This window comes from Cryomorpha ignava, from assembly GCF_010686655.1.
Classification (GTDB): domain Bacteria; phylum Bacteroidota; class Bacteroidia; order Flavobacteriales_D; family Cryomorphaceae; genus Cryomorpha; species Cryomorpha ignava.
Genome location: NZ_JAAGVY010000030.1, coordinates 1 through 19109, shown reverse-complemented (window position 1 = coordinate 19109; position 19109 = coordinate 1). Strand labels below are relative to the sequence as shown.

General features: G+C 41.8%; 12 protein-coding genes. 5 read left to right on the top strand and 7 right to left on the bottom strand.

The window, feature by feature from the left end; translation table 11 throughout:
- Positions 1–327 precede the first annotated feature (327 nt).
- Entirely contained in the window at positions 328–1203 is an 876-nt protein-coding gene (locus tag G3O08_RS14140; RefSeq protein WP_163286038.1) for a DUF808 domain-containing protein, read from the bottom strand.
- 139 nt (positions 1204–1342) lie between these two features.
- Positions 1343–3274: a T9SS type B sorting domain-containing protein gene (locus G3O08_RS14135; protein WP_163286037.1), complete on the bottom strand. Its 1932-nt coding sequence runs from the start codon at positions 3272–3274 to the stop codon at positions 1343–1345.
- Positions 3275–3488: 214 nt separating this feature from the next.
- On the opposite strand from G3O08_RS14135, the gene G3O08_RS14130 reads away from it, so the two are divergent.
- Positions 3489–3626, top strand: a complete 138-nt coding sequence (locus G3O08_RS14130; RefSeq protein WP_163286036.1) for a hypothetical protein — start codon at positions 3489–3491, stop codon at positions 3624–3626.
- A gap of 195 nt (positions 3627–3821) precedes the next feature.
- Here G3O08_RS14130 and G3O08_RS14125 read toward each other — a convergent pair whose 3' ends face one another.
- The 3 genes from G3O08_RS14125 to G3O08_RS14115 all read right to left on the bottom strand — a co-directional run bounded on the left by G3O08_RS14125 (position 3822) and on the right by G3O08_RS14115 (position 10945).
- A complete protein-coding gene (locus G3O08_RS14125) occupies positions 3822–6044 on the bottom strand; it encodes an NADP-dependent isocitrate dehydrogenase (protein WP_163286035.1) in 2223 nt (740 codons plus the stop codon).
- Between the two features lie 212 nt (positions 6045–6256).
- Positions 6257–10123, bottom strand: coding sequence for a S8 family serine peptidase (locus tag G3O08_RS21745; protein ID WP_163286034.1), 3867 nt, complete (start codon positions 10121–10123; stop codon positions 6257–6259).
- 78 nt (positions 10124–10201) lie between these two features.
- Complete coding sequence (locus G3O08_RS14115; RefSeq protein WP_163286033.1) at positions 10202–10945, bottom strand: LuxR C-terminal-related transcriptional regulator; 744 nt, start codon at positions 10943–10945, stop codon at positions 10202–10204.
- 558 nt (positions 10946–11503) lie between these two features.
- On the opposite strand from G3O08_RS14115, the gene G3O08_RS14110 reads away from it, so the two are divergent.
- Entirely contained in the window at positions 11504–12037 is a 534-nt protein-coding gene (locus tag G3O08_RS14110; RefSeq protein WP_163286032.1) for a hypothetical protein, read from the top strand.
- Between the two features lies 1 nt (position 12038).
- Here the strand turns inward: G3O08_RS14110 and G3O08_RS14105 are convergent, their stop codons facing one another.
- Positions 12039–12497 (bottom strand): hypothetical protein, encoded by a 459-nt coding sequence (locus tag G3O08_RS14105; protein ID WP_163286031.1) that lies wholly within the window; start codon positions 12495–12497, stop codon positions 12039–12041.
- A 111-nt stretch (positions 12498–12608) separates the two neighbouring features.
- On the opposite strand from G3O08_RS14105, the gene G3O08_RS14100 reads away from it, so the two are divergent.
- The 3 genes from G3O08_RS14100 (at position 12609) to G3O08_RS14090 (ending at position 18041) form a co-directional block, all read left to right on the top strand.
- On the top strand, positions 12609–13010 hold the full coding sequence (locus G3O08_RS14100) for a LysM peptidoglycan-binding domain-containing protein (protein ID WP_163286030.1): 402 nt from the start codon (positions 12609–12611) through the stop codon (positions 13008–13010).
- 203 nt (positions 13011–13213) lie between these two features.
- Entirely contained in the window at positions 13214–13681 is a 468-nt protein-coding gene (locus G3O08_RS14095) for a hypothetical protein (RefSeq protein WP_163286029.1), read from the top strand.
- A gap of 121 nt (positions 13682–13802) precedes the next feature.
- Positions 13803–18041, top strand: a complete 4239-nt coding sequence (locus G3O08_RS14090; RefSeq protein WP_163286028.1) for a reprolysin-like metallopeptidase — start codon at positions 13803–13805, stop codon at positions 18039–18041.
- A 181-nt stretch (positions 18042–18222) separates the two neighbouring features.
- Here G3O08_RS14090 and G3O08_RS14085 read toward each other — a convergent pair.
- A partial coding sequence (locus G3O08_RS14085; protein WP_163286027.1) for a fasciclin domain-containing protein occupies positions 18223–19109 on the bottom strand: 887 nt, incomplete at its 5' end.

Sequence of the window (19109 nt, the reverse complement as noted above, 5' to 3'; positions counted from 1 at the left end):
ATTGAAGTCTTTCTGTCATCACATCCTTAAGGGGAATGCCAAATTTGATCTGCCTAGAAAAGCATATAAATGGATAAAATTATTCCCTGTGGTCATGAGATCGATGCGCTAAGTTGCTCACTTTGCATGATGTGTGCGGTGGCGCCCTTTTACTCATAAGAGTTCATTTTATAAGGTATTACTCATAAGTGTTTATTTTCTATTTGAATTCGTGAGGACTTCGTCGTTCGGAAATCGCTATGCTAAGTTGGGGTGCGGGAAGCATTGATGTTCAGCCACCTGTAAACTCCAAATATTGAAAGTCAAATTTGATCTGCCTCATTGCCATCACTTCTTCAGCATACTTTTTATTTTCATAAATGCGTTTACCAAAAGCAAAACAATAAATCCAACCACGAGTCCAACGATAAACTCAAGCAGAATGGATGGGAGAGCGGGGAGAAGATTACGGAAAAATTCGGTGCTGTGAACAAATATTCCACCGGAAACTAAAATCAAAGCTATGGTGCCGATTACGCTTAGGCTTTTAATCACTTTTGGCAATGCCAGAACAAGAAAGTTACCCAAAGATTTGGTAAAACTCTTCTCTTTTTTGCTGTTTTTAATGAGTTTAAAGCCCACTTCGTCCATTCGCACAATAAGCGCAACAATACCATAAACACCCACGGTTGCAATAATTGCAATAATAGTTACCACCAATATCTGTGATACGATGGGCTCGGTAGCAACTGTGCCAAGCGCGATAATTATAATTTCAATGGATAGAATAAAGTCGGTTAAAATGGCTGACTTAACCCTTTCTTTTTCAAATGCGAGAATTTCACTTTCAGAGAGTTCTATTTTAGACTTTACTTCCTTTTCGTGTTTATGTGGCACAAAGAATTCGTAAATCTTTTCGGCACCTTCATAAGCCAGATACAGACCACCGAGAATTAAAATAATTGTAACAGCCCAAGGCAAAAATGCACTTAGCAGAAAGGCAACTGGAAGAATAATCAGCTTGTTGAGAAACGACCCTTTGGTTATAGCCCACAATACCGGAATTTCGCGAGTAGAGGCAAACCCGGACGCTTTTTCAGCATTTACAGCCAAATCGTCGCCCAAAATTCCGGCAGTTTTTTTCGCCGCAACTTTACTCATCATAGCCACATCGTCCAAAAGAACGGCTAGATCATCTAATACGGCAAAAATTCCTGAAGCCATTAATTTTTTGCGGTAAATATATGGGAAAAGCTTCAAGCCGTAAGCTTCAAGCTGCAAGAAAATCGCGCAGCTAAAGAGAAATTTTCACAGCTTGCGGCTTGAAACTACTCCCTCGCGACAAGAGACTAGCGACTCGAGACTATTTCAAAACAACCTGCACCCCAAAATCCTTAACCTCTCCGCTATTCCCTCGCGCCGTAATAATCACCGTATAAACTCCATCAGGATATTGATTTTCTTCCGGGCTCCAGAGGGTCAGCGCCGGTGGTGGATTGGTAGCTTCGCCGCTATGGAGAAGATTGCCCCAGCGGTTGCGCACTTCCCACCGCATGATGGCTACGCCACCGGTTTGTGCCACGAGGGCATCATTGCGGCCATCGTTATTTGGTGTAATGATATTGGGAACAATCATTTTTACTCCTTCCGCTACCCGAATGGTGGCAAAGGCAGTATCAGTACATGTGGCGTCTATGCGATACGCAATAAGTGCGACGGTAAAGGTGCCCGTATCTGCAAAGGTATAGCCGGTATAATTAGGCGAAGTGCTAAAAGGTTCGCCGTCCATAAGCCAGACATAGCTTGTGGCATTGGTACTTTGGTTGTGAAAAACGACTTTAAGTGGCGAGTAACCCGAATCTGGATTGGCCGAAAAGGCGGCTGTTTGAAACGGATTTACATCAAGCACCACGGTACTGTCCCACAAACATCCCAAGGCATCTTGCACAGAGAGTTCATAACTACCGGGCGCAAGATTCTCAAACATGGAACTGTTTTTTGTTTCTCCGTTAACAGTGTATTGAAACGGTGCTTTCCCGTCCATTCCTCCAAAGATAATCTTGCCGGTATTGGCGGGACAGGTGCTGGGAATTATTTGAAGACTTTTTGGACGCGGCACTTTGCCGACTGTGAGAAAAACAGGGATAGTTTGTGCGCAAGCACCGTCTTCATCATCGTTCCACATCCGTACCCGATACCAGCCACTGCTATCTGCATTGCAAATGGGATTGGCAATTGTAGAATCGCTAAGACCAGCGGCAGGTGTCCATGCGTAATGGTCATAGCCCGGTATGGCGCTAAATTCTATGGGTTCTGTGTAATCAGGTTGGCCTCGATTTGGTGCCTGTCGGCGGCAGGTAGATTGAGAGCGTGGCATATCTCCTTGAGGGAGACTGCAATTTGGGGTGTACACGATGAAGAAGGCGGGGTGATTATTAAAACCCCAGATCGGATTATTATAATTTACAGGATTTAAATAAAGTTGTTGCAAAGGCTGATCAGTTAAATACTGGTTGATAATGGCTATTCCATCACTCTTAAATACACGCGTATTGGCGGTATCATCATCTAAACCTTGTAATTCTCCATTTTCGTAATAGAAATGACCCCTCACACCGGACGTGCCTAAATTCGTTTTGTCCCATCCATATACACAACCTATATTATCACCATTTATACCGATGCAGGTTCTATCTTCATAAAAATTATTGAGCCGATCAGAATAAATTGAAAATCCGACATCTTTATATGGATTATAATCAGGAAGTACAAAAGAATAGTTTTGAGGTATATACTGCGGTTGAGAGGCAGTGTAAATTCTCAAACATGTAGTGTCTGAAATACTCGGAGACTCATATAGAAATACGAATTCCAAACTATAATAAGCTTGCTCGAACCCTTTTGAATAATCTATGCCATTCATGTAAACATAACATGAATCGCTACTTATTTCTATTTGATTAGTAATATCAAGAACATTTACGGCGAAGTAATCCGATGAGATATTCCCAGCCTGTTGATCACCGAATTGATTGGAGGAATCCCAAATAAATGTATTATCGTTCACCATAAATTCGGTTGACGGAGGTGATCTAAATCTGTATGACAAAGCATAAGCCGCCTTTAAACTATAATTATTCTCCCATTTTATTTTAAAAAAACCATCAGTTATTGATAAAGAAGTTCTACCAGCAACCGTAACACCACCCACAAAACACTCTTCGACAAAAAGATTTTGACCCCATGTTGGTTTATACAAGAAAAATGCTAATGTCAAAAAGAGAATCCACTTCATAAAATTAACTTACTTAATCCTTGCTAAATTGGTTTTTTTTTTAGCACCGCAAGTAAATCCTTTAAAACTTAACCTTATGAAGAAGAATTACTTTAGTATTGCTAAGCATGAAAGTTAATAAGAAATTTTGAATTTTCCCGTATTAGAATGAGATTGAAACATGAAATGGTCACGACAATGCTGACCGACCAATTTAGATAATAAATACAGACTCGTGTTTGAAACACAAGTTGCTGAAAAACAGGTTAACCTCACTGTACAAAGCGCAGATTTACCCACGGGTATTGTCATCTATAAACTCTACATGAACAATACAGAGGTTGAAACCGGTAAATTAATCAGTATGAAATAAACTCAATAAGATAGTGTACCAATCTTAATTAGAAAAGCGCATCGGGAGTTTCCGGTGCGCTTTTGGTTTTGGAAGTTTTTGGTAGCTATCCATACGGACTTCCTTCGGTCGTAAGCTTTAAGCTGCAAGAAAATCGCGCAGCTAAAGACAAATGCTACTTGAAGCTTGCGGCTTACAGCTTGCAGCTAAAACTATCTACCACGTCAAAATCTCATTCATAGTAGCGCTTGGTCGCATAGCGTCGTTTACCATTTTATCTAACGGTTCGTAATAACCGCCGATGTTTACCGGATGACCTTGAGCGGCAAGCAATTCAGCGATTATCTTGTCTTCATTGTCTTTTAGCTTCTTAGCAACTTCACCAAAAAAGGAGCTTAATTCTTTGTCTTTTTCTTGTTTTGCCAAAGCTTCTGCCCAATACATTGCCAAATAAAAATGGCTTCCTCGGTTGTCTAGCTCATTAACTTTTCGCGAAGGAGATTTATCGGTATCAAGATATTTTCCGCTGGCTTCGTCAAGTGCCTCGCCTAGAATTATAGCCCGGGGGTTATTTGCGAAATTTCCTAAATGATCTAGCGATGCTGATAAAGCCAAAAACTCTCCAAGTGAATCCCAGCGAAGGTGTCCTTCTTCGAGAAATTGCTGAACGTGTTTTGGTGCAGACCCACCTGCTCCGGTTTCAAACAATCCACCTCCATTCATCAAAGGCACAATAGAAAGCATTTTGGCGCTGGTGCCTACTTCCAAAATAGGGAAGAGGTCTGTTACATAATCGCGCAATACATTTCCGGTTACAGAAACGGTATCTTTTCCATCTTTCATGCGCTGAAGCGAAAACTTAGTAGCCTCAATGGGCGACATAATCTGAATATCAAGACCTTCTGTGTTGTGCGCCGGAAGATAGGCTTTCACCTTTTTAAGAACCTCATTGTCGTGTGCTCGATTGGAATCCAGCCAAAAAATGGTAGGTGTGCCGGTAGCTCGCGCTCTGTTTACTGCAAGTTTAACCCAGTCGCGGATAGGTGCATCTTTGGTTTGACACATTCTCCAGATATCGCCTTCTTCCACATCGTGAGACATGATAATTTTCCCGTCTTCGGTTTTAACTACCACTTTACCTTTGCCTTCTATTTCAAAAGTCTTATCGTGAGAGCCATATTCTTCGGCCTTTTGAGCCATCAACCCCACGTTTGAAACGCTTCCCATCGTGCGGGGATCAAAGGCACCGTGTTTTTTGCAAAAATCAATCGTTTCCTTATACAATCCGGCATAAGCTCTGTCTGGAATTATGGCGAGTGTATCTTGCAGCTTACCTTTTTTATTCCACATTTTACCTGATGTGCGTATCATCGCTGGCATCGAAGCATCTACGATTACATCGCTCGGCACATGGAGGTTTGTAATTCCTTTATCAGAATTTACCATTGCCAGGTCAGGCCCTTCTTGGTATGCTTTTGCAATATCGCCTTCTATCTCGTGACGTTTTACTTCAGGAATATTTTCAATAGCAACCAGTAAATCGTTGAATCCATTTCGCGGGTCGATATCATACTCTTCAAATATACGATGGTGTTTTGCGTAAAGCTCATTGAAGTAAACGGTTACGGCATGGCCAAAAATAATGGGGTCGGAAACCTTCATCATTGTGGCTTTCAGGTGAATGGAGAGGAGGATTTTCTCGTTTTTCGCCTCGGCTTTTGCAGCTTTCAAAAATGCCAACAATGCTTTTCTGCTCATTACAGAAGCATCAATTATTTCACCGGTTAGTAGAGCCAAGTCTTGCTTTAAAATATGCGTTACATCATCTTGGTTAATCCACTCAATATTAACCTTTGTGGCCTTGGTCATGGTTTTTGAAACCTCGGTTCCATAAAAGTCACCATGATCCATGCTGGCCACATGGGTTTTAGATTTTTTGCTCCATTCGCCCATAGAGTGCGGATGTTTGCGTGCGTACTCTTTTACGGCTCGAGGTGCGCGACGGTCTGAATTACCTTCGCGAAGTACAGGGTTTACAGCGCTGCCTTTTATCTTGTCGTAACGCGATTTAACCTCTTTTTCTTCGTCATTTTCAGGATCCTCCGGATATTCCGGAATATTATAGCCTTTCTCCCGAAGCTCGGATATGGCTACTTTTAGCTGTGGAATGGACGCACTGATATTGGGCAATTTTACAATATTGGCTTCCGGCGTTTTGGCAATTTCACCAAGTTCGTGCAGCGCATCAACTACCCGCTGATCAGCACTTAGCTTTTCAGGAAATACAGCCAAGATACGAGCGGCGAGAGAGATGTCGCGCGTTTCAACTGTAATTCCTGCCGTATTTGTAAATGCTTTTACAATGGGTAAAAATGAGGCTGTGGCCAATGCCGGTGCTTCATCTGTTTTGGTATATAAAATGCGCGGTGCGTTTAACATATCTGAAAAATTAATTCTTTGCTGTTCTTTAAATATTTGATTCTTATCCTTTCTACCCGCTATTGGTCTCTTAAGAAATTAACCGGGGCAGATTGTACTAACTATTTTTCGGCTGCGAAGATAATACCTTTAAATTAAAGCGCTCGCCATGTGTAAACAAAAAAGGGAATCTGAAACAGACTCCCTTTTTTACTAATCGATTTACTAAAGTATTAATTTGTCTTGATTAATTTTTGTGTTTCCAAAATTTGGTCGCCATTTAGCAATTGAATAAAATAAACACCATTTGCAAAATTACTGATATCTAAGTCGGTGTTTTCTGTTTGCAGTTTAATGACCCTCAATACCTTGCCGCTAATGTCTGTAAGGGCGATAGACCCTTGCTCTCGGACATTATTTATGGTAATATGAACCAAATTCGACGCCGGATTGGGATAAACTACAAAGGTAGAGACGGTTTCATTTTCTGTACCAATAATTGCATTGTTCACAGTTGAGGTATTGATTGAAATCCCGGGCGTGCAGCTTCCGTTTTCATAAATAACAATATTTCTAAATTGCGAGTTGTCACCCGTTCCACCGTCGTTATCACAAGCAAAGGTAAGTCTGTTATACGTTCCGGTAAAAAATGACCCTACCGGAATGGTGTACGACTGCCAGTTTGAACCTGAATAATTTTCGTAATTCAAAATCCCCCACGCTTGCGTTCCATAAAGTTGAAAGGTGAGCGTATTGGAAATATTATTGTCCGTATCAAAACCTATTCCGTGTATTTCTCCCTGGCCGGTGCTTTTAAACTCGAAAGCGAGCATGGTATTGGCTGTAATTGTGTAATTGAAAGGCGCGTATTTCCAAGCATTGTTTTGTATTGAAATGGTGCTTCCTCCTCCTGATACGCTGTGAGTGCCCGCATCTTGTGAGCCGCCATATGAGTTAACGTTATTGGTAAAATCTTCGGGTAGGCAGGCTGTCGCCGTTGTATTGGTGTAAACCTGTATTCCGTCTATTGCTATATCGCTTGCAAAGCTGGTGCCGGTTGTGCCAATAAAGCGAAGTGCTATGTTTTCGCTTCCGCTAAAATCGTTAAGCGACACAGTTTCTGTAATCCAGTTATTTCCTTGATTACCGGTTATTGACCAAAGCAATTGCCATGGGCCGTTTCCATTTCTGGCTTCGAGTTTCAAATCTCCCATACTACTTCCATACATATGATACGAAAAGTCGATAGCTGCATTCGTCTCTGCTGAAAAATCGAAACAAGGTGAGATCAGTTCGGCAGATTTTGCCGGATAGTTTGGCGATGAAGCTTCCATATAATAATAGTATGATCCCTGTAAGGCATTTCCCGGTCCGGTGCCTGACGAGGTTGTGGTGCCGGTTTTTCGTGTCCAGTCCAGATTATCGGAATTGCCTTGAATCCACGCTGTAGCTACCGTTTCAAAACCTTCTGAATACGGAAATGCAGCAATTGTTGATGTGCAATCACCACCGGTTTCCGCAGGAGCGGTACCAACAAAAATCGCATCCAAAGCCATATCGCTTGTAAAAGAAGTGCCTGTAGAACCTGTAAATCGAAATTTCAAGGCCGTTTCATTTGCATAATCTGCCAGGCCTATTTGCTGATAAAGCCAGTCGCTACCCTGATTTCCGCTAAGGCTCCAAATACTTGTCCAGTCGCCTGTCTCGGTCTTGGCTTCCAGTGTTAAAGTACCCATGGCAGCACCGTTCATATTTGTTTCAAAAGTAATTACCGGATCTGAAATTGCGGTAACATCAAAACACGGAGATTCCAACACAGCCGTCTTTGCCGGATAGTTTGGCGATGAAGCTTCTATATAATAATAGTAAGTACCATCGGCAGCAGCTATGGGGCCGGTTGAGTTTGAAGGTGTTCCGCTTGCATCCCTTGTCCAGTCGATATTATCATTTTCCAAGTTTTGCCATAGCGAAACGGCAGATTCAAAACTTTCAACGTAGGGATAATTTTCAATTGTTGTGGTACAGCTCGCAATAGGGGCAATGACTCCCGAAGTGACTGATAAATCGTCGATGGCTATATCGCCTGTATAATTATTTGTTGTAGTTCCTATAATTCGAAAACTAAAGGTGCTCTCGCCGGTATATGCTGCCAGGCTAATGTTTGCTAGTTCCCAGGCATTGCCCTGATTTCCGGATAGCGACCATATTTCCGTAAAGGTTTGCCCGTCCGTGCTCGCTTCAACGCTTAATTGGCCTATTGCTGCACCATACATATTGTACATGAAGTTTAGCGAAGGATTGTCTATGCCTGTTAAATCAAAGCAAGGCGCTAAAATTCCGGCAGTTTTATTGGGGTAATTCGGTGCCGAGGCTTCTGTGTACAGATAAAAATTGCCTTGATATGCCGAAGTAGGTCCTGTGACTGAAGAGCTTGTCGATCCTGTTTTCAGCGTCCAATCAAAATCGTCGTTATCTTGCTGTGCCCAGCCGCTCAATCCGTTTTCGAAATCCATGTAGTAAGGATAGTTTGAGACAGTAAGATTGCAAACCGGCGCTGGTGTTCCACCTATCTGCATTAAGGCCTGATAAGCGTTTACACGCCCGTATCCATAAGTATTGTCAAATCCAGAAGTTCCCATGTCGGAGGCCGTACTCTGAATAAGATTTCTCACTTCTAATTCGGTAAGGGTGGGATCGTGAGAGAGAATAAGTGCTGCAACCCCTGCTACAACAGGGCAGGCGGCAGACGTACCTCCAAAACCACTGGTATAATTTCCAGAGCTGTAGCCATTTGATCCTTCGCGATCTATTGTACGTACACCTGCGCCTGCTTGTCCGGGAGCAGCGTTACTTGGTGCAACGATATCAAGATCAGAGCCTTCATTGGCGTAGTTAGAATGTGTACCTAGATTTGTTACTGCCCCAACTGCCATTACATAGCTAAGTTTTGCAGGATAATCAACACAGGTTTTATATCCATTTCCTGAAGCGAAAACAATAACACTTCCAGCTCCACCGCGCCCATTATTTTTGGCATCGGTAATTGCAGAATTCAACGCCGAAAGGCTTAATGTGCAAGAGGTATATCCCCAAGAATTGCTCATTACATCTGCTCCCTGATTTTTGGCCCAGGTAAATGCATTGGCCAAATCATTTGTCGTTTCGCTTCCTTCAAAGATATTTACAGATTTAAATTTTACTCCTGGAGCTACGCCACGCACACCAATATCGTTGTGTGAAGCACCAATTATACCTGAACAGGCCATACCGTGAGCGCCGCTAGAATATGGGGTGCCACCTGCTCCATTTGATGGAGTGAAGCCTGCAATAAGGCGGCTGTTTCCATTTGCATCTTCCATATCTTCGTGGCTTTCCATACCATCGTCAATTACGGCAACTGTAATACTAGAACTTCCAGTAGTAATACCCCATGCTTCGGCGGCATTGCAGTCTATATCGTTCAGGCTGTTGGTACCGCTAATGTATTGTCCCGTATTATTCATTTGAAATTGAAATGGGTACAAGGGGTCGCTGTATTTGGTATGATTGGCGTAAAAATTGGGATGGGCCCAGTTTACATATCCGTTTTCAACAAGTGCATTTGCAAAAAGCAGCGAATTTTTGGGGTTGGTGACTTCAATAATAAACTTTCCAAAGTCATCGCGGTAAAAGCTTCCGCCAAATTTTTCCATTAAACCCGAAATATCATTTGGTATGGATACTCCGTTTTTAGGTTCAAGCAGCAATTGATAACCTAGCCAAAGATTAAATCCGTCGTCAAGCTGAATAGCGAAATTTTCGTCTTTAATATTCAAATCCGAATAACCGGCAAGATCGGTAAGCGAGAAATTTTCAGGGAGATTTGACGGAGATTCAAGAACCACCATTTGGTATTTTTCAATTTGCTTCACGAGCTTCCATCCGGATGGAATTTGTTTTGTGAGTTTCGAAAATGCTTCGGCTGTGTTTAAGTGAACAACCAGTTCTTTTGCATTTTCAGAGACTGCCAGAGGGCGGTCTTCATCGTAGAAATAATCTTGGGAATAGAGTGATGTGGCGAGGTATAAAATACCCGCAAGCGTAATGGTCAAATTTTTCATTCAATTGGTAATTTTGATGGGTAAAAAGTTACAACGCGACAAATCTAAACAATTGAACAGTAAGTGAAAAGAAGTTTTTCAAGAGTTTCGACGAAAGACCCCTTTTCTTATATAGTGCATTAATTCAGGAGCGCTGCTGCACCCTGTTTTCTGGAATATATTCTTGCGATGTGTCTTTACGGTGTTGTAACTAATTCCAAGCTTTTTGGAGATTGCGTATCCATCAATTCCTTCGAGGATTAATTCCATAACCTCGTTTTCCCTTTTGGTCAAATTTTCGACGGGTTGAATTTTTATCGCATTTATATAGGCTCCTTTATTTAATCCGGGACTATTCCAGTCCCAATGCACATCAGGGTTCATTCCCATATAGGTAATGTCTTGAAGTATGGAATAGTTGTACCTTAGGGAGTTGCCATCGGGATTTGGGCAAATCCCTGAAAGCCGCTGTACTCTAATATAAGTTCCGTCTTTTTTAAGCATTCTATAGGTAATGCAAAGTACAGACTCTTCTGGCAAGCCGTAGTCTCGCGAAAAAGCCAGCGTGTTTTTAATTATATCTTTTACTATCGGAAAATCATTTTCGTGGATTAAATCAAATGGCGAGTCAAAATTAAATTCCTGTTCGTGATAGCCCAACAGCGCTAAAATATTGCGCTGATAAATCAATTCGCCTGATTTTAAAGAAAGCACATACAATGCCTGATTGGCAGAAAGGGGATAGGAGTGAAAATCAAATGGAACTCGTGCTTCCGTGTGTATGGGCTGCACAATGAGGTTTTGAGTAATATCTTTTAATTCCTTTTTAAAATTCTGTTCCATAGAAATCTTATTTCACTAATGATGCGCAGCGTCTTCTCTCATCTACCCGACTGCATATCACAAGAAAGCGCTCTAAAATGAAAAAAAAGAATGAAAAAAGAAAGAAATTATTCAGATATTTTCATCTTAATTGATAGGTCGGAGAGCTAACGCGCAGACATATAGCTTGATACATTTTTCTTGCAACGGTGATTCTATATTAATCATGTTGCAATTAAATTGAAATGTTCCGGTTCTTGTTTTGAAACTAAATTGAGTCAGGCTGTGGATTTTGGTCTTCGTGTAGATCCTGTAATTGTTCTTTTTACCATCCATAATGCGATGCTATTCAGACCGACAGCAATCTCTTTTAGTTTTCATAAAAAATTGATCGCAATACTGAATCCATGAAAAAGATAACACTAAAATGTTAAGATTTTATGTTGATAGTGATTTTAGGCCATAAGAATTTGGCTATTTTCACCGCATTCAAAGGGTTTTTCATCCTTTTACTTCCTGCCTGATCTTCCATTTTAGTGTGAGAGATAAGTTTGACATAATACAAGTCAGTTTGCGTTTATGAAGCGATTCTACATTTTATTCACAATTATTTTATTATTCCTCGGCGGGTATGGAGATGCTTTGGCTCAACTTACAATTAAGGGTACAATTTATTCAGAAAGCATTGCCATAGCTTCTGTTGTTGCGCAGGGTATTACCAGCCGGGAGGATGTTTATCTGGCTCCGCCAAAAAAAAAGAATAGAGACGGGCTGGTTTATTACGAATGTAAATACGAAATACCTTGGCGCATAGAAAAAGGGATAGACCATGTAATAAAGTTTAATGATGGTCTGGTTGAGAAAATCATCTATATAAGCGGTGTAGTGCCAAAAGGAATTAATCCAAAGCAGAAATTTATAATCGACGTAGATCTCATAGAAAACGATGAACCCGATATGACCTTGATCGTTTTTTGGTCTATGACTTCATCCTCATACAAAGCTTTGCCCTTGTCACAATTGCCCCAAATACGTGAAGAAGCACATCCTGATTTTTTCTGGAATGACGGTTCTGCGCCCGATAGCGGCGACATACGTCGGTCGTCATATTAAATTAATCCTTCGGGTAATAATCGCTCTGATCTCTGCGAATAGGTAGCAATAGATTTACCCCGAGATCTGAACTGCGCTTAATAGTTTCGGCATCGAGCTCGTGCGCTATAAAGTTTGCCCGTTTTATTGATTCGGGATGGCTGGAGGTATGCCAGGCAAAAACGCCATTCTGTTCTAACCATTCAGGCTGCCACGGTGCTTTTCCCTTTCGCGGAAGTAGCACAAAATCATTTGAGAAATGGTTTTCCTTATCGTAATCAAATCCTTTTTGGATGAGCATTCCAATGTCAAATTCATGGATGAACTTTCTTGAAATGCTGAACAATTCATCATCTTGCTGGTTGTGATTTTCGCCATCAAAGTCGTTTTCGGCTTTAAAGCTTTTTATACCGCCGGGATATTTTGCTTCAACTATCGATTTGGGAATGATTAGATTAGCGAGATGAATAAATACAGGCATAGAAAGAATTGATAGGTTAAAATCGTAAAATTACACAAGTTTGAAATGCTAACTTGCGAGTTGCAATCTCAAATTTTGAAATTGACAAATTTAATTTTTAAATCAAGAATTATGAGCGTAAAAGAAAAGTACCAACCCGTATTGAATATGGGCGAAAAAATGAATGTTAAGGATGGTTATGTAGAAGAATCCGGATCGAAATTGAGGGTAGGTGGAACAGTAAACACTTTGCGCGAGAAAGACTTGATGTGGGATGAAATAAAGCGTATTGGCGGTGAAAATCCTTCTGATATTGAGGCCGATATAAAAGTTTCTAATCATCAGTATTACGCGAAGCACACCGTAAAAAGTGGCGAGTCACTTTCAAAAATCGCGAAAGCGTATTATGGTAAACCCATGGAATACAAGCGTATTTTTGAGGCGAATACAGACCAGCTGAAAGATCCGGATAAAATATTTCCTGGTCAGGAGCTTACGATTCCATTTCCGGAAGGACGCAGTGCACAGAATTGATTTTTTCGGAAAGCTCAACTAAAAAAGAAAATCTGAGGTTTGTATTTAAGGCTGCAGTTTAAGGCAGTACTATATTTTAAAGAACTCATATGTACCGGTATAATTATTTGAAAAAGAGTATTTCTTGTCTTTTTATGGTTGTTTTACTTTGCTCATCTGCATGCAGGTCAAAAGTAGAATTGTCAGAATCGGAAAAAAAGCCAATGAATATTAGTGCAGAAGTAGAAATGCTTGTAGAAAAAATAACGGCCGATAATTACATAGGAACCGAGCAGATTGCTAGAAAGCAGGAAATGGATCCCGCCTATGCCCGGCGCTTGAAACTGATGCGCATAGCAACCGACGATGAATTACTGGCTCTTACCGGAAATCCAAACGCCGTTGTGAGCTTAATCGCTTTTGAAGGTCTGTACAACCGTGGAAACGAAACTGTGCCTGCCATTTTCGAAGGCATTCGCAAACGGAAAGATATAATTAGATATATCCGCGGCGACATTGCCATGGATATGCCCATGCTGGAATATGCTTATGTATATGTACTGCATTACAAAATTCCCGATGAAGAGCCGCCCTCCGAAATTGAACAAGCAGATCCAAAATTTAAAATTGCCAAAGATGAGCAAACTGCTATCATTGAACGAATTGATGGATTGAGAGCAGATGGTAGATAATAGAAACTCTTGCTTTTCGGGATTCCTTGAATAGCACTAAAGTTTTTATTTTCCATGCACTATCTACTGGATTACTCCGCAGGATGAATGTACTTTTGATTTTTGAAACCATTATATTATTATGACAAACCTGAAATTAAACCCCTTCCGCACATCCGTGCTGGTGACTTTTCTATTAGCTTGTTTTTTAAATTTCTCTGCTGCTGCACAGGAAAACTGGAACAGCGTTAGTTTAAACCATCTCAAATCAAATCATTCTGACAAACCGCTTATTGAGTCGCGCGAAGCAGAGTATTTTACGATAGATTTTCAGGCAATTTATGAGGAAATATTGCAATTAAAAACGGATTATACAATTGAACTGCCTGCGGAAAACGGGAAATTTTCAACTTTTTTTCTGGTTGAGAATACAACCATGAGCACAGCCTTACAGACTGAATTCCCAGAAATAGTAACCTATAATATTGTATCAACTCAAAACCATAGCACCTGGGGAAAATTAGACCTTTCGCCGAAAGGCCTACACGCCATGTATAAAGTGCCCGGCGAGGAAACAATCTTTATAGATCCTGCTTTTGAAGGCGATACAGAGGCCTATATTGTGTACACCCGTTCAAAATACATTGCAAACAAAACAGCAGATTGCCTGGTAAATGGGGGAGATGGTGAATACGTGCCTGAGGAATCAAAACTTGCCATACCCTATAATAATTGTGAGCTGAAAACTTACCGCCTGGCTATTGCTGCCACAGGCGAGTACACTCAATTTCAAGGCGGAACAGTTCCAAATGCACTTTCGGCAATTATAACGACCGTAAACAGAGTAAATATGGTGTACGAACGCGATTTTGGTGTTACGCTCGAGCTCATTGCAAATACCACTTCACTTATTTATACCAGTGCTTCTACGGACCCTTACAGTAATGGAAATCCCGGGGCGATGATAAATCAAAATCAAACAAATATAAATGATGTAATAGGCTCGGAAAACTACGATATTGGCCACGTGTTTGGTACAAATAGCGGTGGCCTCGCCGGTCTGGGCGTTGTTTGTGGTTTGCAAAAAGCGCGTGGAGTTACCGGCAGTGGAGCTCCTATTGGCGACTCGTTTGATATAGATTACGTGGCGCACGAAATGGGACATCAGTTTGGTGGCAGCCACACTTTTAATAATTCCTGCAATGGCAATCGCAACAATTCAACAGCCATAGAGCCCGGTAGCGGATCTACCATTATGGCTTATGCCGGAATTTGCTCTCCTGATGTTCAAAATAATAGCGATGACTACTTCCACGGGGTGAGCATGCGCCAGATAGGAATCGAAATAGAATCTCATGGTTGTGCTGTGATTACCAGCATTGATAATACTGCTCCAGAAATAGAGAGTGTACCAACAAATGTGTTCATCCCAATATCTACTCCGTTTGCGCTTACTGCTCAAGCCAGCGATATGGATGAAAGCGATATATTGACATACTGCTGGGAGCAAACTGATAGTCAAATTTCAACCCAGCCACCTTCTGCCGGCTCAACAAATGGCCCTAACTTCAGATCATTCGACCCTGATTTGAGCCCTACACGCTATTTTCCGCGATTGCCATCCCTTGCCAACTCGGCTTCCCAAATATGGGAACGCCTTCCGGCAGTTGGTAGAAACATGAATTTTAGAGTCACTGTGCGCGACAACTCGCCGAGCGCTGGATGTACCCAATTTGAAAATACAACCGTGACGGTCGTGGCAGATGCAGGGCCATTTACAGTAACGTATCCCACCACTTCCGGAATAGCATGGGATGCTTATACATTAGAAACTGTAACCTGGGATGTAGCAAATACTGATCAGTTGCCTATTGATTGTCAGATTGTTGATATTTACCTTTCGGTAGATGGGGGCACCTCATACCCCGTGCTATTAGCAGAAAATGTTGCAAACTCAGGTAGTGCAGAAGTTAGTGTTCCAAATAGTGCTACCAGCACCGCACGAGTAATGGTGATGAACGATGCCGGAACCTTTTTTGATATTTCAAATTCAAATTTTACAATAAACGCCATTACCGAAGGGTTTTATCTCACCTCCGATACTTCATCGCAGATAGTATGCATTGGCGATAATGTAGTTTTTAATATTACTGCCGAGGCAGTTGGCAATTTTGATGACCCGGTTACATTGTCGTTGCAAAACGATCCCATAGGAATTACAACTACTTTCGGTACTACTACTTTATTGCCCGGCCAATCCACAACACTCACACTTTCTAATACCTCGGGAGTAGAGAGTGGGGTAGTAAATCTGGTCGTACTCGGTACATCTATGGGTACGCAGGTTGGCCTCCCGCTACAAGTTGGGTTTAATGCAGTAGATGCCTCTATACCAGAGCTTAACTCGCCAGAAAATAATGCAGAATTTGTTTCAACCGATGTTGAATTTAGCTGGAGCTCTTCTTCATCGCCCAATTTAGTTTTCCAATTTCAACTGGCTCTTGATGCAGGATTTACTGATATTGTAAACGATATCGAAAACCTTTCTGAAAGTGTGCTTTTTCTTGCCGGTTTAGAAGCTGAAACCACGTATTACTGGCGCGTCCGGAAATCTACACCCTGTGGAGTATCAGATTACTCTAATGTTTTTAGCTTTTCTACCCATTCTTGTTTTGGATTTGAGAGCAACGATGTTCCCCAAGCTATCCCCGCAACAGCCGGAGTAATTGCATCAGATTTGGAAGTGGAGAGCAGTGGAATTATTACCGATGTGAATATTACAAATATTGCAGGTACTCATTTCCGGGTTAGCGATCTGGTTTTCAAGCTTAAAAGTCCACAGGGCACCGAGGTAACGCTCGTTAGCAATGTTTGTGGTTCCGATACAGATTTCAACTTTGGATTTGATGATGCTGCTTTTTCTGAAGATGTAGATTGTCCGCCGACATCTGGTCAGTCATATCTGCCAGAGCAAGCGCTTTCTGACTTTAACGGTGAAGACTCGCAAGGGATATGGCAACTGAAGGTATTCGATCAGGTGAACGGAGCAGGTGGGTCTTTGACCAACTGGTCTATTGAGCTCTGTTTTGCCGAGGGTGGTAGCTACCTACTCACTACAAACGAGACTTTCTTAAACGTCTGTGAAAACAACGAAACGGCCTTTGGTGTTACTGCCTTGCCTGTTTTTGAGTTTAGCGATTTAATTGAGCTAAGCGTGTCTAATCTGCCAAATGGTGTAAGCGCAACTTTCAACCCTGAAACGATAAGTCCTGGACAAAGCAGTACAGTTACCCTCACGGCCAGCGGTGCTTCCAGCGTGGGTGCTTACGATATTGTTGTCAACGGGTTATCTGGAAATATTGCATCTAATCTGGATATGAATCTGAATATAAATGAAGAGACTCCGGCGGCAGCCGAACTCTTGCTTCCCCAAAACTTGAATAGCGAAGTGGCTACCTCAGTTACTTTTGTATGGGAACAAAGCATTTCGCCCGCTGCGGTTTACGCTCTTGATATTGCATTTGACGCAGCTTTTTCCGATATGCTTGAATCTTTTGAAGGTTTAACCAATGTCAATTATTTCTATCAGGATTTGCCACCGGTTGAAACCCTTTTCTGGAGGGTACGCACTGATAATGAATGTGGAGAGGCTACATCTGCGGTATACTCATTCTCAACTTTACCCTGTTTAATTAACCTGGCAATAGATTTGCCTGTAAGCATATCTGCTCTTCCGACAGTATATTCGTCAGAAATTGAGGTGCCCCTTTCGGGGAATGTTGAAACTGTGAGAGTAAGCGGCCTCTCTGGAGCTCATTTCCGAGTTAGCGATTTGAGCGCGCGATTGATCAGCCCTGCCGGCACGGTGGTAGATTTGTTTGCCAATGTTTGTGGGTCCGATCAGGATTTTAATCTATCATTTTCAGATGATGGTTTGGCAGAAATTGACTGTCCACCCACTTCTGGATTGGCTTATGCGCCGCTAGAGTCACTTTCGGCCTTTGCCGACGAAGAAGCTAGCGGAATATGGACGCTTGAACTCGAAGACTCTGAATTATCTGGTGGTGGAAGCTTTGAAGCCTGGAGCCTGGAAATTTGTTTTGACGAAAATGTATTCGTTGGAGTGGATAATGCAGATCAATACAATTTGAGCATTTTTCCAAATCCCGCTTCCGACAATGTCAAAATCGGACTGGGGTCAGCGTCAGGCATAGACTTGATTAGCTTGTACGATGTAAGTGGTCGTGAATTGAAAGCTATTCCTGTTGCAAATGCCGAGTGGCTGGAAATTGATTTGAGCAAATACGCTTCGGGTATTTATTTTATTCGCGCTACCGGAGATAAGGGCAGCTCGAGCTTTAAATTGATTAAAGAGAATTGATTTTTGAATTTATTGATAACAAAAAAGCAGCCATGAGGCTGCTTTTTTGTTTGGCCTCGCATGGCCACAAACTAGAGTTTGTCAATACACATAGGTGTCCAGTTAAGAAAGATCGATAGCCCAACGCATGTCTGTATGGGCTATCAAACTTATGATCCAGATTTAAGCCTCAATTGAGCCACTATTTAGTCACCACAAATTTGTGGTAGAATCCACCTTGTGGAGTATCAATTCTCATAATGTAATGTCCCGCTTGAAAAGGAGCAGTTTGAACATTCACAATAGAAGAACTCACATTTACCGATTTAATTAATCTACCTGCCACATCAAATATACGCAAGGTAGCTCCGGCAAAGTTCCCATCTTTAAATGAAACATTGAGCTGGTCTACAACAGGGTTTGGCCAAACACTTACGGAAGTATTATTGCTAATATCTTCGAGCCCAATAATTATACTTGCAGGAATCAACACCGCATCGATAACGTGTACAACACCATTATCAGCCATTAGATCTGTAACAGTAATTAGCGCATCATTTACAAAAACCTGCCCGCTAGTAATAGTAATCGTTACAGCTTCTCCCTGAAGGGTTGTTTGGTCTCCAGCTACAATATCAGCTTCCAGAACTTCCATCCCTAAAACATGATAGAGCAAAATTTCTTGCAAATCGCCAGTAGGATCTGCCAAAAGAGCGTCAAGAACTCCGTCGGGAAGATTGGCAAAAGCTTCATCTGTAGGAGCAAAGACAGTAAAAGGTCCGTCGCCGTTAAGTGCATCGATAAGTCCGGCAGCTACTAGTGCCGCCTCAAGCGTGTTGTGATCATTACTGTTAGCAATAATATCAACCACTGTAAAAGGCTCGGGAGCACTTCCAAAAGTTACGTCATCCCAGTAATAAGTTTGAGCACCCGCAGTGACTCCATCTGTTCCGAAATTGAAAAAGATAGAGGCCTTATTGTACGTATTGGCAAAGTTAAGAGCGGCTGTACCATCAACTTGGTTAGCAAAATCGAAAGTGAGTGTTTCCCAGTCGCCAGCCATAGTGGTCATAGTTTCAGTCTCTACCG

Coding starts and splice junctions, on each gene's coding strand:
- G3O08_RS14110 (WP_163286032.1), top strand. CDS start 11,504: ATGAAGCGATTCTACATTTTATTCACAATTATTTTATTATTCCTCGGC.
- G3O08_RS14115 (WP_163286033.1), bottom strand. CDS start 10,945: ATGGAACAGAATTTTAAAAAGGAATTAAAAGATATTACTCAAAACCTC.
- G3O08_RS14100 (WP_163286030.1), top strand. CDS start 12,609: ATGAGCGTAAAAGAAAAGTACCAACCCGTATTGAATATGGGCGAAAAA.
- G3O08_RS14125 (WP_163286035.1), bottom strand. CDS start 6,044: ATGTTAAACGCACCGCGCATTTTATATACCAAAACAGATGAAGCACCG.
- G3O08_RS21745 (WP_163286034.1), bottom strand. CDS start 10,123: ATGAAAAATTTGACCATTACGCTTGCGGGTATTTTATACCTCGCCACA.
- G3O08_RS14095 (WP_163286029.1), top strand. CDS start 13,214: ATGAATATTAGTGCAGAAGTAGAAATGCTTGTAGAAAAAATAACGGCC.
- G3O08_RS14140 (WP_163286038.1), bottom strand. CDS start 1,203: ATGGCTTCAGGAATTTTTGCCGTATTAGATGATCTAGCCGTTCTTTTG.
- G3O08_RS14105 (WP_163286031.1), bottom strand. CDS start 12,497: ATGCCTGTATTTATTCATCTCGCTAATCTAATCATTCCCAAATCGATA.
- G3O08_RS14090 (WP_163286028.1), top strand. CDS start 13,803: ATGACAAACCTGAAATTAAACCCCTTCCGCACATCCGTGCTGGTGACT.
- G3O08_RS14135 (WP_163286037.1), bottom strand. CDS start 3,274: ATGAAGTGGATTCTCTTTTTGACATTAGCATTTTTCTTGTATAAACCA.